This is a genomic window from Pseudomonas glycinae, assembly GCF_001594225.2.
Classification (GTDB): domain Bacteria; phylum Pseudomonadota; class Gammaproteobacteria; order Pseudomonadales; family Pseudomonadaceae; genus Aquipseudomonas; species Aquipseudomonas glycinae.
This window is the reverse complement of record NZ_CP014205.2, coordinates 6,251,816-6,269,819: the sequence shown is the minus strand read 5'-3', so window position 1 is coordinate 6,269,819 and position 18,004 is coordinate 6,251,816. Positions and strand designations below refer to the sequence as shown.

General features: G+C 64.4%; 2 protein-coding genes (1 of these 2 only partly in view). Both read left to right on the top strand.

Annotation, left to right across the window (positions count from 1 at the left end):
* On the top strand, nucleotides 1-2,945 hold the 3' portion of the coding sequence (locus tag AWU82_RS28615) for a non-ribosomal peptide synthetase (RefSeq protein ID WP_064378799.1). It extends 9,466 nt beyond the left edge of the window; 2,945 of the gene's 12,411 nt are visible here — the last part of the coding sequence; its start codon lies off the left edge, out of view; its stop codon occupies nucleotides 2,943-2,945.
* Complete coding sequence (locus AWU82_RS28610) at nucleotides 2,945-18,004, top strand: non-ribosomal peptide synthetase (RefSeq protein ID WP_064378800.1); 15,060 nt, start codon at nucleotides 2,945-2,947, stop codon at nucleotides 18,002-18,004. The genes AWU82_RS28615 and AWU82_RS28610 overlap by 1 nt, the downstream gene beginning before the upstream one ends.

Here is an 18,004-nt window from a genome sequence, read left to right as displayed (position 1 = left end):
GGCAGGGCGATCTGGAGCAGCCGGTGCAAGTGGTGCAGCGTCAGCTCGAAGTGCCGTTCCGCGTACTCGACTGGAACGGCCAGCCCGACGTTGATACCGCGCTGAAAAAACTCGCCGACGAAGAGCGTACCCAGGGCCTGGACCTGAGCCGTGCACCGTTGTTGCGTCTGGTGTTGGTGCGCATCGCGGAAAACCGGCATCACCTGATCTACACCAACCATCACATCCTGATGGACGGCTGGAGCAGCGCGCAGTTGCTCGGCGAAGTGTTGCAGCATTACAGCGGCGCAGCGGTGCCGCGTCCGACCGGGCGCTACCGCGATTACATCGCCTGGCTGCAACGTCAGGACGCCGCGACTGCCGAAGCCTACTGGCTGGCGGCGCTGGGCAATCTGCAGGAGCCGACGCGTCTGGCCGATGCCATCGCGCGGCCGAATGCCGGTCTGCCGAGCGTCGGTTATGGCGATCATTTCCAGGTGCTCGATGCCGGTCTGACTCAGCGTCTGGGCGAGTTTGCCCGGGCCTCGAAAGTCACTGTCAACACCCTGGTGCAAGCCGCGTGGCTGCTGCTGTTGCAGCGCTACACCGGCAAGGAATGCGTGGCGTTCGGCGCCACCGTCGCCGGGCGTCCGGCGGATCTGCCGGGGGCCGAACAGCAGGTCGGTCTGTTCATCAACACCTTGCCGGTGATCGCCGCGCCACAAGCACAGCAGACCCTGGCCAGCTGGCTGCAAGGCGTTCAGGCACAGAACCTGGCGCTACGCGAGTTCGAGCACACACCGCTGGCGCAGATCCAGCGCTGGGCCGGGCAGGGCGGTGACGCGCTGTTCGACAGTCTGATGGTGTTCGAGAACTACCCGATCGCCGAAGCGCTGGAGCAAGGCGCGCCGCAAGGCCTGCATTTCGGTCCGGTGCAGAACCACGAACAGACGAACTATCCACTGACCCTGCTGGTGCATCTGGGCGCCGAACTGTCGGTGCACTTCAGCTACCAGCGTGACCGCTTTGCCGACGTCGGTGTGGCGCAACTGGGTGCTCATTTGCAGCGTTTGCTTGAGCAGATGACCGAGGCGGGCGAGCGTTCGCTCAGCCAATTGCACCTGATCGAAATGGCGCCGGTTTCCAGCGATTTCGTCACCGAACTGTGCATCCACCAGAGCATCGCCCGTCAGGTCGCCGCAAGCCCGAATGCACTGGCCGTGACCTTCGCCGACTCGCAGCTGACCTACGCCGAACTGGACGCCCGGTCCAACCGTCTGGCGCGCAAGTTGATTGAACTAGGCGTCGGCCCGGAAGTGCGGGTGGGCGTGGCGTTGCCCCGTTCCGAACAGTTGCTGATTGCACTGCTGGCGGTGCTCAAGGCCGGCGGCGCCTACGTGCCGCTGGACCCGGACTATCCGGCCGACCGCGTGGCTTACATGCTCGAAGACAGCCGCGCTCGAGTGTTGCTGACGGAGCAAGAACTGGCGGCAACTCTGACCGTGCCGTCCGACACGCAGGTGTTGCTGCTGGATCAGATCGTGCTGGATGGTTATCCGGCTCAGGCACCACAAACCGCCGTGACCCCGGACAACCTCGCCTACGTGATCTACACCTCTGGCTCCACCGGCAAGCCGAAGGGCGTGGCGATTGCCCATCGCAACGTCATGGCGCTGATCGACTGGTCGGCCAAGGTCTACCGCCGCGAAGACATTCAAGGCGTGTTGGCCTCGACCTCGGTGTGTTTCGACCTGTCGGTCTGGGAATTGTTTGTGACCCTGGCCAACGGCGGCTCGTTGATCATCGCCCGTAATGCGCTGGAACTGCCGCAACTGCCGGCTCGGGATCAGGTGCGCCTGATCAACACCGTGCCGTCGGCGATCAATGCGTTGCAGCGCGCCGGGCAGATTCCACCGGGTGTGCGGATCATCAACCTGGCGGGCGAACCGCTCAAGCAAGGGCTGGTGGACGCGCTGTATCAGCAGCCGAGCATTGAGCATGTCTACGACCTGTACGGCCCGTCGGAAGACACCACTTACTCGACCTGGACCCGCCGCACCGCCGGTGGTCAGGCGCGCATCGGTCGCGCGCTCGATCACTCCGCCAGCCACTTGCTCGATGCCGATCTGCAAGCGGTGCCGCACGGTGTGTCGGCCGAGTTGTACCTGTCCGGGGCCGGTGTCACGCGCGGTTACCTGGGCAAAGCGGCGATGACCGCCGAGAAGTTCGTGCCCAACCCGTTCGCCCGCAACGGCGAGCGTCTCTATCGCACCGGCGACCTGATCCGTCAGCGCGAGGACGGCGATCTGGAGTACATGGGCCGGATCGACCATCAGGTGAAAATTCGTGGTTTCCGTATCGAACTCGGCGAAATCGAAGCGCGGCTGCTGGCGCAACCGGGCATCAGCGAGGCGGCCGTGCTGGCCGTCGAGGCCGAGGGCGGCGCGCAACTGGTGGCCTATGTCGTGGCCCCGAAACTGGACGTGTACGACGGTGAAGCGCAGCGCCAACTGCGCGACGGACTAAAGACTGGCCTCAAGTCTTCGTTACCTGACTACATGATTCCCGCGCACCTGCTGTTCCTTGAGCAGTTGCCCCTGACCCCCAACGGCAAGCTCGACCGCAAGGCGCTGCCGGCGGTGGATGCCAGCCAGATGCAGGTCGCGTATGTCGCGCCGCAATCGGAGCTTGAGCAACAGGTCGCGGCAATCTGGCAGCAAGTGCTCACCGTGGAACGCATCGGTCTGAACGATCACTTCTTCGAACTCGGCGGGCACTCGCTGCTGGCGGTCAATGTCGTGTCGCGCATCGCCCTGGAACTGGGCCTGACGCTGACGCCGCAACTGCTATTCCAGCACCCCGTCCTCGGCGACTTTGTCGCTCGACTCGATACAGGAGGCGGGGCAATCAACGAACAGAAACTGAACAAGCTGGAAGCCCTGCTTGACGATATGGAGGAGTTCTGATGGACACGAGTGTTGCTTTGAGGATTGCCAAGCGCTTTATCACTCTGCCGCTGGACAAACGTAAGCTCTACCTGGAAAAGATGCTCGAAGAGGGCGTCTCGCCGGCCAACCTGCCGATTCCGGAAACTCGCTCAAGCTTCGAGGCGATCCCGCTGTCCTACGCCCAGGAACGCCAGTTGTTCTTGTGGCAGATGGACCCGCACAGCACCGCGTACCACATTCCCAGCGCCCTGCGTTTGAAGGGGCGGCTGGATGTCGCGGCGCTGGAGCGCAGTTTCAACGCGGTGGTCGCCCGCCACGAAAGCCTGCGCACCACGTTCGTCGAACAGGGTGAAACCTTCTGCCAGCAGGTTCACGCGCAGATGCCGCTGAGCATCACGGTCGAGACGCTGGCGGCCGGTCTGGACGCCGACGCTGCGATCAAGGCTTTCGTCGAGCATGAAACCGCGCGCCCGTTCAATCTGCAACAGGGCCCGTTGCTGCGGGTGTCGTTGCTCAAGGTCGGTGAAGACGATCACGTGCTGGCGCTGATCCAGCACCACATCATCTCCGATGGCTGGTCGATGCAAGTGCTGGTCGGCGAGCTGATCAAGCATTACGCCGCCGACACCGGCGGCCAGCCCCTGAGCCTGCCGCCGCTGGAGGTGCAATACGCCGACTACGCAATCTGGCAGCGCCACTGGCTGGAGGCCGGCGAGCGTGAGCGGCAGCTCAAATACTGGATCGACACCCTCGGCGGCGAACAGCCGGTGCTGGAATTGCCGATCGATCACCCGCGCCCGGCGGTGCAAAGCTTCCGTGGTGCGCGTCTCGATCTGCACCTGCCGACCGCACTGGGCGATGCCCTCAAACAACTGGCCCAGCGCGAAGGTGCGAGTCTGTTCATGGTGCTGCTGGCGTCGTTCCAGGCCTTGCTGCACCGCTACAGCGGCCAGTCGCAGATCCGCGTCGGCGTGCCGACCGCCAACCGCAACCGGGTGGAAACCGAGGGGCTGATCGGCTTCTTCGTCAACACCCAGGTGCTGAGCGCGGACGTTCACGGGCAACTGCCGTTCAATCGATTGCTGGCCCAGGTCAAACAATCGGCGATGGCGGCCCAGGCCCATCAGGACCTGCCGTTCGAGCAACTGATCGAGGCCCTGCAACCGGAACGCAGCCTGAGCCACAGCCCGGTGTTCCAGGTGATGTACAACCACCAGGCGGTCAACGACCAGACCCAGCGTCAGAGCCAGGTGCAGCTGCCGCAACTGAGTGTCGAGGATATCGTCTGGGAAGGCCGCACCGCGCAGTTCGACCTGACCCTCGGCACCTACGAATCCAGTGAAGGCGTGGCGGCGGAACTGACTTACGCCACCGACCTGTTCAAGCCTGAAACCATCGAGCGTCTGGCGCGCCACTGGCTGAACCTGCTGCACGGCATCGTCGCCGCGCCGAATCAGCGTGTCGGCGAACTGCCGCTGCTGGAAACCACCGAACATCAAGTGCTGTTGCAGGACTGGAAGCGCGTGGTCACTCACGCCGCGCCGGCACCGTGCGTGCAGCAACGCATTGCGTTGCAGGCCGGGCAAACGCCTGACGCCACCGCGCTGATCATCGGCCAAGACCAGTTGTCCTTCGGTCAGTTGGACGCCCGCGCCAACCAGCTCGCGCACAAGCTGATCGAGCTGGGCGTCGGCCCGGATCGACTGGTCGGCATCGCGGTCGAGCGCAGCGTCGAAATGATCGTCGGCCTGCTGGCGATCCTCAAGGCCGGCGGCGCTTATGTGCCGCTGGATCCGGCGTACCCGGAGGATCGTCTGGCCTACATGATCGAGGACAGCGGCATCGAATTGCTGCTGACCCAGTCGCACTTGCAGACGCTGCTGCCGATCCCGGCCGGCCTTGCCACGGTGCTGCTGGATCAGCCGCAGGACTGGCTGGCGGAGTACCCGGTCACCGCGCCTGACGTGGCGCTGAACGGCGAGCATCTGGCCTATACCATTTACACCTCCGGCTCCACCGGCAAGCCTAAAGGCGTGATGGTGCGCCACGCAGCCCTGAGCAACTTCGTTGCGAGCATGGTCGAGCAACCGGGCATCGCGGCGGCGGATCGCATGCTGTCGCTGACCACCTTCTCATTCGACATTTTCGGCCTGGAAATCTACGGCCCGCTGCTGGCCGGCGCCGCCGTGGTGCTGACCGGCAAGGACGTGCATCAGGATCCGCAAGCGGTGCTCGAACTGATCGACCGCCACGGCGTGACCATGCTGCAAGCCACGCCTTCGACCTGGCGCATGCTGCTGGACAACGAACACGCCGGGATTCTCGACGGCCGCACTTTCCTGTGTGGCGGTGAAGCGCTGCCCCAGGAACTGGCACAACGCATGCTGGCGCGCTCGCCGAAGGTCTGGAACCTCTATGGCCCGACCGAAACCACGATCTGGTCGGCGCTGCATCCGCTGAGCGTGGACAACAGCCGTCCGTTCCTCGGCAAGCCGATCGACAACACCGCGCTGTACATTCTCGGCAGTGATCTGGAACTCAATCCGCTCGGCGCGCCGGGCGAGCTGCTGATCGGTGGCGATGGCCTGGCGCGGGGTTACTTCCAGCGTCCTGCGCTGACCGCCGAACGCTTTGTGCCGGATCCGTTCTCAAGCACCGGCGAGCGTCTGTATCGCACCGGTGACCTGACCCGTTACCGCGCCGAAGGCGTGATCGAATACATCGGGCGGATTGACCATCAGGTGAAAATCCGTGGTTTCCGGATCGAGCTGGGCGAAATCGAAGCGCGCCTGCTGGCGCTCGACAGCGTGCGCGAAACCGTGGTCGTCGCCCAGGACGGCCCGACCGGCCCGCAACTGGTGGGCTACGTGGTGCCGGCGTCCGGCGAGGTGCTGGATGCCGATGGCGAAGCCGCGTTGCGCGCTGCGCTCAAGGCCAGCCTCAAGGCTGAATTGCCGGAGTACATGGTGCCGGCGCACTTGCTGTTCCTTGCGCAACTGCCGCTGACCCCCAACGGCAAAGTCGACCGCAAGGCTTTGCCGGCGCCCGACGCCAGCCAGTTGCAATCGACCTACATCGCGCCGCAGACCGCCACCCAGCACACCGTCGCCGACATCTGGCAAACCGTGTTGAAACTGGAGCAGGTGGGGCTGGGCGACAACTTCTTCGAGCTCGGCGGCCATTCGCTGCTGGTGACCCAAGTCGTTTCGCGCGTGCGTCAGGCGCTCAACGTGCAAGTGCCGCTGCGCACCTTGTTCGAACACAGCACGCTGGTGGATTTCGTCGCCGCCCTTGGGGTCGAGCAGGCACATCAAGAGCCGCCGATTGTCGCGTTGCCGCGCCTGCAACCGCTGACGCTGTCCTACGCTCAGGAACGTCAGTGGTTCCTCTGGCAACTGGAGCCGACCAGCACCGCTTACCACGTGCCGGCCGCACTGCGCCTGCGCGGTGAACTGGACCTGCCGGCGTTGCAGCGCAGCTTCGATGCGCTGATCGCCCGCCACGAATCCCTGCGTACCTGCTTTGTCGAGGAGCAGGGCCAGACCCTGCAAGTGATCCAGGCCCAGGCATCGCTGGACATCGCCGTCGAAACCATCGATCGCGAGCTGAACGATTCCGCGCTGCAAGCCTTGGTCGCTGCCGAAACCCTGCACCTGTTCGACTTGCAGAAAGGCCCGCTGCTGCGGGTCAAGTTGCTGCGTCTGGCGGCCGATGACCACGCGCTGATCATCACCTTGCACCACATCGTGTCCGATGGCTGGTCGATGGGCATCATGGTCAACGAGCTGGTGGCGTTGTATGCCGCCCACAGCGAAGGCAAGACCGCGCAGCTGCCGGCATTGCCGGTGCAGTACGCCGACTACGCCGTGTGGCAGCGCCAGTGGATGGATGCCGGTGAACGCGAGCGCCAACTGAGTTACTGGACTGCGCAACTGGGCGATGGCGACCAGCCGTTGCTGGAGCTGCCGACCGACCGTCCGCGTCCGCCGGAGCAAAGCTATCGGGGCGCGCGTCAGGACATCCCGCTGAGCGCCGAACTGGCCACCGGCCTCAAGCAGGTCGCGCAACGCGAAAACGTCACCCTGTTCGCGCTGCTGCTGGCCTCGTTCCAGACCCTGCTGCACCGCTACAGCGGCCAGGCCGACATTCGCGTCGGCGTGCCGGTGGCCAACCGCAACCGGGTCGAGACCGAAGGCCTGATCGGTTTCTTCGTCAACACGCAAGTGCTGAAGGCCGAGTTCGACAGCCAGCAGAGCTTCCGCAGCCTGTTGCAGCAAGTGAAGAACACCGTGCTCGGCGCCCAGGCCCACCAGGACCTGCCGTTCGAGCAACTGGTCGATGCGCTGCAACCGGAACGCAGCCTGAGCCACAGTCCGCTGTTCCAGGTGCTGCACAACCACCAGAGTCAGGCCCGTCAGGCCGAAGGCGCAACGCGTCTGTCGAAGATCGAGATCGAAGGCCTGAGCTGGGTGTCGCACACCGCGCAGTTCGACCTGACCCTCGACACCTTCGAATCGGCGGACAACGTGTGGGCCGAACTGACCTACGCCACCGACCTGTTCGATGCGGTGACCATGGAACGTCTGGCACAGCACTGGACGAATCTGCTGCACGGGATCGTCGCCGATTGCACCCAGCGCATCGCCGAGCTGCCGCTGCATGATGCGGCCGAGCGTCAGGCCACGCTGTTGCAATGGAACCCGGCCGTGGCCGATTTTCCGAGCCAGGCGTGCCTGCATCAACTGATCGAAGCGCAGGCCGCGCGGGCGCCGCACGCGGTGGCCGTGACTTACGGCGAAAAGGCCCTGAGCTACGGCGAGCTCAACAGCCGCGCCAACCAGTTGGCCCACAAGTTGATTGCCAGCGGTGTCGGGCCGGACGTACGCGTCGGTCTGGCGGTGGAGCGCAGCCTGGAAATGCTCGTCGGGCTGCTGGCGATTCTCAAGGCCGGCGGTGCCTATGTGCCGCTTGATCCGACGTATCCGGAAGATCGTCTGGCCTACATGATCGGCGACAGCGGCATCGCTCTGCTGTTGACCCAGAGTCATCTGCTCGGCCGTCTGCCGGTGCCGGACTCGGTGCGCAGCGTGATGCTCGATCAGGAACGCGACGGCCTCGAAGGCTACAGCGACAGCAACCCGCAGGTCTCCATGAGCCCGGACAACCTGGCTTACGTGATTTACACCTCCGGTTCTACCGGTCAGCCGAAAGGCACCTTGCTCGCCCATCACAACGTGCTGCGCCTGTTCAAGGCCACCGATGCCTGGTTCGATTTCGGCCCGCAGGATGTCTGGAGCCTGTTCCATTCCTACGCGTTCGACTTCTCGGTCTGGGAAATCTTCGGTGCGCTGCTGTACGGCGGCAAACTGGTGGTCGTGCCTTACGAGACCAGCCGTTCGCCGGACGATTTCTACGCTTTGCTGTGCCGTGAAGGGATCACCGTCCTCAACCAGACGCCGTCGGCGTTCAAGCAACTGATGCAAGTGGCGTGCGCCCCGGAACACGCGGCGGCGCAACCGTCCCTGCGTTATGTGGTGTTCGGCGGCGAGGCGCTGGAGGTCAAGAGCCTGCGCCCATGGTTCGAGCACTTCGGCGATCAGGCCCCGCAACTGATCAACATGTACGGCATCACCGAAACCACGGTTCACGTGACGTATCGGCCGATCTCGCTGGCGGACCTGCAACGCGACGCCAGCAGCCCGATCGGCGAGCCGATCCCGGACCTGTCCTGGTACTTGCTCGACGGCGACCTGAACCCGGTGGCCAAGGGTTGCATCGGCGAGCTGTACGTCGGCCGTGCCGGTCTGGCCCGGGGGTATCTGAACCGTCCGGACCTGACCACGCTGCGCTTCATTCCCGATCCGTTTGCCGCCGATGGCGGGCGTCTGTACCGCACCGGTGACCTGGCGCGCTATCGCGCCGACGGCGTGATCGAATACATCGGCCGGATCGACCATCAGGTGAAGATTCGCGGCTTCCGCATCGAACTCGGCGAGATCGAAGCGCAGTTGCTCGAACAGTCCGCCGTGCGTCAGGCCGTGGTGCTGGCGCAGCCGGGCCTCAGTGGTCAGCAACTGGTGGCGTACCTGGTGCCGAGCGAGGCTGCATTGCTCGACGCCGACGCTGCCGAACAGGGCCAGTGGCGTGACAGCGTGCGGGCCGCGCTCAAGGAAAACCTGCCGGATCACATGATCCCGGCGCACCTGTTGTTGCTCGAACAATTGCCGTTGACCGCCAATGGCAAACTCAACCGCAGTGCCTTGCCGTCCCCGGATGCGAGTCAGGCGCAGCAGGCTTATCAGGCACCGCAAAGCGAGTTGGAGCAGCGTCTGGCCGAGATCTGGCAGGACGTGCTGAAGCTGCCGCAAGTGGGTCTGAACGACAACTTCTTCGAGCTGGGCGGCGATTCGATCATCTCGATTCAAGTGGTCAGCCGCGCCCGTCAGGCCGGCATCCGTCTGAACCCCAAAGACCTGTTCCAGCACCAGACCGTGCAGCGTCTGGCGCTGGTCGCGCAGCTCGGCGACAGCGAGTCGACCATCGATCAGCAACCGGTCACCGGCCCGGCGTTGCTGCTGCCGATCCAGCAGCAGTTCTTCGAGGACGAAATCCCCGAGCGTCACCACTGGAACCAGTCGGTGCTGCTCAAGCCACGTCAGCCGCTGGCGGCCGAAAAGATCGAGCAAGCGTTGCGCGCGCTGGTCATCCATCACGATGCCTTGCGCCTGAGCTTCAGCCAGCAAGGCAGTGTCTGGCAGGCCGAACACCTGGCGGTCGAAGCCTTGCCGCAAGATCTGCTCTGGCAGGAAGCCATTGCCGACATCGCCGATCTTGAAGCGTTGGGCAACCGCGCCCAGCGCAGCCTCGACCTGCAGAACGGCCCGCTGCTGCGGGCGGTGCTGGCGAATCTGGCCGATGGCAGCCAACGCCTGTTGCTGGTGATCCATCACCTGGCGGTGGACGGCGTGTCGTGGCGGATTCTGCTGGAGGACCTGCAAACCGCGTATCAGCAAGCCATCAACGGTCAGGCCCTGAGCCTGCCGGCCAAGACCAGCGCCTTCAAGGACTGGAGCGAACACTTGCAGCGCTACGCCAACAGCCCGGCATTGCAGGAAGAACTGGCGTACTGGCAGGCCTGCCTGAGCGACGTCAGCACCGACTTGCCGTGCAAGCGTGTCGACGCCGGCCAGCAGAACCGTCTGGCGCAGACCGTACAGACTCGCCTCAGCGCGGAACTGACCCGGCAGTTGTTGCAAGAAGCCCCGGCGGCCTATCGCACCCAGGTCAACGACCTGCTGCTGACCGCGCTGGCCCGAGTGATCGGGCGCTGGAGCGGGCAGCCGTCGACCCTGATTCAACTGGAAGGTCACGGTCGCGAAGAGCTGTTCAACGACGTCGATCTGACCCGTACCGTGGGCTGGTTCACCAGCCTGTTCCCGGTGCGTCTGACCCCGGCCGAAGGCGCGGGCGATTCGATCAAGCGGATCAAGGAACAACTGCGCTCGATCCCGAACAAGGGCATCGGTTTCGGCGCGTTGCGTCACCTCGGTGATGCCGGCGCGCAAAGCAGTCTGAAGGCGTTGCCGACCCCGCGCATTACCTTCAACTACCTCGGCCAGTTCGACGGCAGCTTCGAGGCCGATGATGGCGCACTGTTCGCGCCGGCCCCGGACAACGCTGGTCTGGAACAAAGCCCGGACGCGCCGCTGGGCAACTGGCTGACCCTCAACGGTCAGGTGTATGGCGGTGAGTTGAGCGTCGGCTGGACCTTCAGCGAAGAGCGTTTCGACAGCGCCACCATTGAGGCGCTGGCCCGCGACTACGCCGATGAACTGGCCGCGCTGATCGCTCACTGCCTGACCCCGGGCGTGGAGGGCCTGACCCCGTCGGACTTCCCGTTGGCGGGTCTGACCCAGGCACAACTCGACAGCTTGCCGCTGCCGGCGCCGCAGCTTGCCGACATCTATCCGCTGTCGGCGATGCAGCAGGGCATGCTGTTCCACAGTCTGTACGAGCAGGCGAGCGGCGACTACATCAACCAGGTTCGCCTGGATGTCGAAGGCCTCGACCCGCAGCGCTTCCAGCAAGCCTGGCAGGCGGCGGTGGATAACCACGACATCCTGCGCACCAGTTTCGTCTGGCAAGGCCAGGTGGCGCGTCCGGTGCAAGTGGTGCACAAGCAGCTGGAGATGCCGTTCAGCGTGCTCGACTGGCGTGACCGCAGCGCCGATCCGGCAGCGCTGGATCGATTGGCAGCCAACGAACAGGCACAGGGTTTCGACCTGAGCCACGGCCCGCTGCTGCGCATGGTCGTGGTGCGTCTGGACGATCAGCGTTGCCACCTGATCTACACCAATCACCACATCCTGATGGACGGCTGGAGCAATTCGCAGTTGCTCGGCGAAGTCCTCCAGCGTTATGCCGGAGAAACCCTGCCAGCGCTGACCGGGCGTTATCGCGACTACATCGAATGGCTGCAACGCCAGGACGCCAAGGTCAGTGAGCATTACTGGACCGCGCAACTGGCCAGCCTGCAAGAGCCGACCCGTCTGGCCCAGGCCATTCAGGCCCAGCGCAGCGACGAGTTGCGTGAAGGTCATGGCGAGCGCTACGTGTTCATCGACGCCGAACAGACCCGACGCCTGGGCGAGTTTGCCCGTCAGCAGAAAGTCACGCTCAATACCTTGATTCAGGCCGCTTGGTTGCTGCTGTTGCAGCGCCTGACCGGTCAGGAAAGTGTAGCCTTCGGTGCCACCGTGGCCGGTCGTCCGACCGAGCTCAAAGGCGTCGAGCAGCAGATCGGCCTGTTCATCAACACCTTGCCGGTGATCGCCAGCCCGCGTTCGGAATACAGCGTCGGCCAGTGGTTGCAGAGCGTGCAGGTGCAGAACATCGGCCTGCGCGAACACGAACACACGCCGCTGTTCGACATCCAGCGCTGGGCCGGGCAGAGCGGTGAAGCGCTGTTCGACAACATTCTGGTGTTCGAGAACTATCCCGTGTCCCAGGCCCTGGAAGAGGGCGCGCCGCAGGAACTGCGCTTTGGCGAGGTCAATAACCACGAGCAGACCAACTACCCGCTGACCCTGGCGGTGAACGTCAGCGATGAACTGTCGCTGCACTACAGCTACCAGCGCGGGCAGTTCACCGATTCGGTGATCGTGCAATTGAGCGCGCAGCTGCAAAACCTGTTGCAGCAAATGGTGCAGTCGGGCGATGCCATGCTCGGCGCGCTGGACTTGCTCGACAGCGTCGACCGTCGCTTGATGGTCGAGCAGTGGAACGCCACCGGCATCGACTATCCGCTGGAGCAGGGCGTGCACACGCTGATCGAAACCCAGGCCCTGCGCACGCCGGACGCGCCGGCTCTGGTGTTCGCCGGCCAGACCCTGAGCTACGCGCAACTCAATACCCGCGCCAACCAGTTGGCCCATGGCTTGATCGCCCGTGGGGTCAGCCCGGATGTGCTGGTGGGGATTGCGGTCGAACGCAGCCTGGAAATGGTCATCGGCCTGCTGGCGATCCTCAAGGCCGGTGGCGCCTACGTGCCGCTGGATCCGGAATACCCGCGTGATCGCCTGAGCTACATGATCGCCGACAGCGGCATCGACCAGTTGCTGACCCAGCCGCACCTGCTGGCCAGCCTGCCGATTCCCGACGGCGTACAGACCCTGTGCCTGGAACCGTCCGGTGCGGACTTCGCCGAGTGGCCGACACACAATCCGCAGGTCGAATACGACGCCAGCAACCTGGCGTACGTGATCTACACCTCCGGTTCCACCGGCATGCCGAAAGGCGCGGGCAACGCTCATCGCGCCCTGACCAACCGCCTGATGTGGATGCAGCAGGCCTATGGTCTGGACGCCAGCGACACGGTGCTGCAGAAAACCCCGTTCAGCTTCGACGTGTCGGTGTGGGAGTTCTTCTGGCCGCTGATGACCGGCGCCCGACTGGTCGTCGCGGCACCGGGCGACCACCGCGATCCGGCGAAACTGATCGCGCTGATCAATGCCGAGCGCGTCACCACGTTGCACTTCGTGCCGTCGATGCTGCAGGCCTTCCTGCAGGATGCCAACGTGTCGAGCTGCACCGGTCTGAAGCGCATCGTCTGCAGTGGTGAAGCGCTGCCGGTGGATGCGCAGGTGCAGGTCTTCGCCAAACTGCCGCAGGCCGGTCTGTTCAACCTGTACGGCCCGACCGAAGCCGCGATCGACGTGACCCACTGGACCTGCCGCGACGAAGGTCGCGATGGCGTGCCGATCGGTCAGCCGATTGCCAACCTGTCGACCTTCATTCTCGACAGTGGTCTCAATCCGCTGCCGGTGGGTGTAGCCGGTGAGTTGTATCTCGGCGGAATCGGTCTGGCCCGTGGTTATCACCGTCGTCCAGGGCTGAGCGCCGAGCGCTTTGTCGCCAATCCGTTCGCGGCCGGCGAGCGGATGTACCGCACCGGTGACCTGGCGCGCTATCGCGCCGACGGCGTGATCGAGTACGTCGGGCGCATCGACCATCAGGTCAAACTGCGCGGTCTGCGGATCGAGCTGGGCGAAATCGAAGCACGGTTGATGGAACACCCTGCCGTGCGGGAAGCGGTGGTGGTTGCCCGTGACGTACTGGGCAGTCAGCAACTGGTGGCGTATCTGGTGCCGAGCGATCCGGCGACTGTCGACGCCAGCGATGCCGCGCGCAACGCACTGCACGACAGCCTGTCGAGCTGGCTGGGCGCGAGCCTGCCGGATTACATGGTGCCGGCGCACCGGATGTGGCTGGCGCAGATGCCGCTGAGCCCCAACGGCAAGCTCGACCGCAAGCGTCTGCCGGCGCTGGCGTTCTCGGCTGCGCAGCAACACGTCGAACCGGCCAATGCCGTCGAGCAGACGCTGGTGGAGATCTGGAAAGACGTGCTGGGCCTTGAGCGGATCAGCACCACCGACAGTTTCTTCGCGTTGGGCGGCGATTCGATCGTCTCGATTCAGGTGGTCAGCCGCGCCCGTCAACAAGGCATCGAACTGAGCCCGAAAGACCTGTTCCAGCAGCCGACCATCCAGCAACTGGCCGTGCGTGCCCAGGCGAGCGAAGGCACTCAGGCACCGGTGGCCGTTTTGGTCGACATGCCGTTGCACGGTCTGAGCGAGGCGCAGATTGCCGGGCTGCCATTGCCCGAGGGGCAACTGGACGGGTTGTACCGCTTGTCGCCGATGCAGCAGGGCATGCTGTTCCTCGGTTTGAACTCGCCGGAAGCCGACCTCTACATCAACCAGGTGAGTATTCCGGTGCAGGGCCTGGAGCCGTCGCGCTTCCAGGCGGCGTGGGAAGCGGTGAGCCGTCGTCACGACATTCTGCGCACCGGTTTCCTCTGGCAGGACATGGCCGAGCCGCTGCAATTCGTGCTCGCCGATCCGCAACTGCCGGTGAGCGTGCTCGACTGGCGCGATCAGGATCATTCCGAAGAAGCCTTGCAGGCGCTGGCCGCCAGCGAACGGGCCAAGGGTTTCGACCTCGACCGTCCGCCGCTGCAACGCCTGACCCTGGTGCAGGTGGGCGAGGGCAGCTATCAACTGATCTGGACCTATCACCACATCCTGATCGACGGCTGGAGCAGTTCGCAGTTGATCGGCGAAGTGCTGAGCCAGTATTCCGGCCAGCCGCTCGCCGAAGCGGTGCCGTACCGTCGCTACATCAACTGGCTGCAACAGCAGGATGCCAACGCCAGTGAAGGTTTCTGGCGTGAACACCTGAGCCTGCTCGACGAGCCGACTTATCTCGCTGACGCGGTTGCCCGCATCGGCGAAGGTCGCGGTCACGAAGCGCTGTACAGCCGTCTGGGCGAAACCCGCACCGAACAGCTCAAAGCCTTCGCCCAGTCCCAGCAGATCACCCTCAACACGCTGGTGCAGGGCGCGTGGCTGATGCTGCTGAGCCGTTACAGCGGCCAGCGCTGCGTGGCGTTCGGTGCCACGGTGGCGGGGCGTCCGGCGAGTCTGCCGGCGTCGGAGTCGATCCTCGGTCTGTTCATCAATACTTTGCCGGTGATCAAGGATGTACCGGCCGAACAGGCGGTCGGCCACTGGCTGCGCGACTTGCAGGACTTCAACCTGGAAATGCGCGAGCGCGAATACACGCCGCTGTCCGATGTTCAGCGTTGGGCCGGGCGTACCGGACAGTCGCTGTTCGACAGCATCATCGTGTTCGAAAACCACCCGATCGATCAGGCGCTGCGGCAGTGGCGCGACGACTCGCTCAAGTTCGGCGAGAGCGCCAGCGCCGGCCTGACCAACTTCCCGATGGACCTGATGGTTACGCTCGAAGAAGGGCTGGTGATCGAGTACATGTTCCTGCGCGAGCACTTCGACCGGGCGACCGTCGAAGGCATCCGCAGCAATATGGAAGGGCTGCTGGTTGCGCTTACGCAAGACGCATCGCAACCGCTGGGCCGCATCGGCCTGCCGACTGCGCAGGTCGCGGATTCGACGATGGTTGCCGGACAGCCCCCAGCGCTGGCGGTGCATCAGCGCATCGGTCAGTGGGCCGTGCAGCGCAGCGAGCAGACTGCCGTGGTCTTCAACGATCAGGCATTCAGCTACGGCCAGATCGAGGCACGGGCCAATCGTCTGGCCCATGCACTGATCGCCGAAGGTGTCGGCCCGGAAGTGCGGGTCGGCGTGGCGCTGCCGCGCAGCGAAAACATGATCGTCGCGCTGCTGGCGGTGCTCAAGGCTGGCGGTGCCTATGTGCCGCTGGACGCGACCTATCCTCGCGAGCGTTTGAGTTATCTGATGCGTGATTCCGGGATTGCGTTGCTGCTCAGCGATTCGAGCCTGCGTCAGGTGATGCCAGCCCAGGACAACCTGCATGTGCTGGAACTGGATCAACTGGACCTCAGCGCCTGGCCGGATACTGCGCCGCAGGTTTCGGTCGAACCGGGCAACCTCGCGTACGTGATCTACACCTCCGGTTCCACCGGGTTGCCCAAAGGCGTCGGTGTGGCTCACGGGCCGCTGGCGATGCACTGCGAGGCGATCGGTCAGCGTTATGAAATGAGCGAAGCCGATTGCGAATTGCACTTCATGTCGTTCGCGTTCGACGGCGCCCATGAACGCTGGCTGACCACCCTGACCCATGGCGCACGCCTGCTGATCCGTGACGACAGTCTGTGGACCGCCGAGCAGACCTGCAACGCCATGCATCAACACGGCGTGACCGTGGCGGCGTTCCCGCCGGTGTACCTGCAGCAACTGGCCGAACACGCCGAGCAACACGGCAACCCACCGCCGGTGCGGATCTACTGCTTCGGCGGCGATGCGGTGCCGGTGGCGAGTTTCGAGCTGGCCAAGCGTGCGCTGAAACCGCAGTACATCATCAACGGCTACGGCCCGACCGAAACCGTGGTCACGCCGCTGATCTGGAAGGCCGGCGCCGAGGATGTCTGCGGCGCTGCCTACGCGCCGATCGGCAGTGTGGTCGGTGAGCGCTGTGGTTACGTGCTCGACAGCGATCTCAACCGTCTGCCGGTCGGGATTGCCGGCGAGTTGTACCTCGGTGGCGCGCTGGCCCGTGGTTATCTGGGGCGCGCCGGCGGCACCGCCGAGCGCTTCGTGGCCAACCCGTTCAGCACCGATGGCAGCCGTCTGTATCGCACTGGCGACCTGGTACGCCAGCGCGCCGATGGCACGGTCGACTACCTCGGCCGAATCGACCATCAGGTGAAGATCCGCGGTTTCCGTATCGAACTGGGTGAGGTCGAAGCACGCCTCAAGCAGCAACCGGGTGTGCGCGATGCAGCCGTGGTCGCTCGGGATGGCGTCAGCGGCAAACAGCTGCTCGGCTATGTGCTGGCCGGTGCCGATACGTCGGTGGACGGTCTGTGCGAACGCTTGCGCGAACAGCTCAAGGCCGGCCTGCCGGACTACATGGTGCCTGCGCACTTGATGTTGCTTGAGCGCATGCCGCTGACGCCGAACGGCAAACTCGATCGCAAGGCCCTGCCGGATCCGGACGCCGGACAGCGTCAGGATTACGTGGCGCCGCGTACCGAGCTGGAAAAATCTCTGGCGAAGATCTGGCAGGAGGTGCTGAAGATCGAACGCGTCGGCCTGACCGACAACTTCTTTGAACTGGGCGGCGACTCGATCCTCAGCCTGCAGGTGGTCGCTCGCAGTCGTGTGCTCAAGTCCCAGGGCCTGAGCCTGAAACTGCGCGATCTGATGCAGAAACCGAGCATCGCCGAACTGGTGGCCAGTGTTCAGGGCACGGCCGAGAAAGCCTCCGGACTGTTGGCGATGAACGCCGAGGTCAAGGGGCGGGAACCGTTGTTTTGCATCCATGCCGGTTTCGGCACGGTGTTCGATTACGAGCCATTGGCCCGTCGTCTGAGCGGTCAGCGCCAGGTGCTGGCGATCCAGTCGCGGATGTTGCTCGATCCGGCCTTCAGCGACACGTCGCTGGAAAGCATGGCGAGTGATTACGTGGCGCAGATCCGCGAGAAACAACCGCAGGGGCCGTATCACCTGTTGGGTTGGTCGCTCGGCGGTACGCTGGCGATGCTGATGGCGGCGCAGCTTGAGCGGGAAGGGCAGCCCGTGCAGTTCGTCGGCCTGGTGGACAGCTTCGTGGCCTCGGCGGCGATCAATGCCGGCGCTGTGGATGACTGGCGAGCCGACCTGCGCGATTTTCTGCGGGTCACGCTGCCGGATGCCACAAACGTGACCATCGACGGCGAGGAAACGGCACAGCACCTGCGTGCAGTGTTCAACGCAGCGATGGGCGTCGGAGGTGGGGCTTCGACCTACGTCGCGCTGGGGGCCGATGAACTGGCCCATGTGTTCAGCGTGGCGCGCCGGCTTAAACAGCTGTCGCTGCAACTCGACCGCTGTCCGCCGCTGGCGGTGCAGCCGGTCTGCTGGTGGACGCTCGGTCGCGAAGAGGAGGCGGCTGAACTGGCGACGCAACTCGAACAGCCGGGCATGGGCGGCGAATGGCTCGATTGCGGGCACTTCCAGATCCCGCGGGATGAAACTTTCCTGTCCGAGGCTGAAGAAATGCTCGGCGAGATCGTTGAATCAGTAGCCATGTCCTGA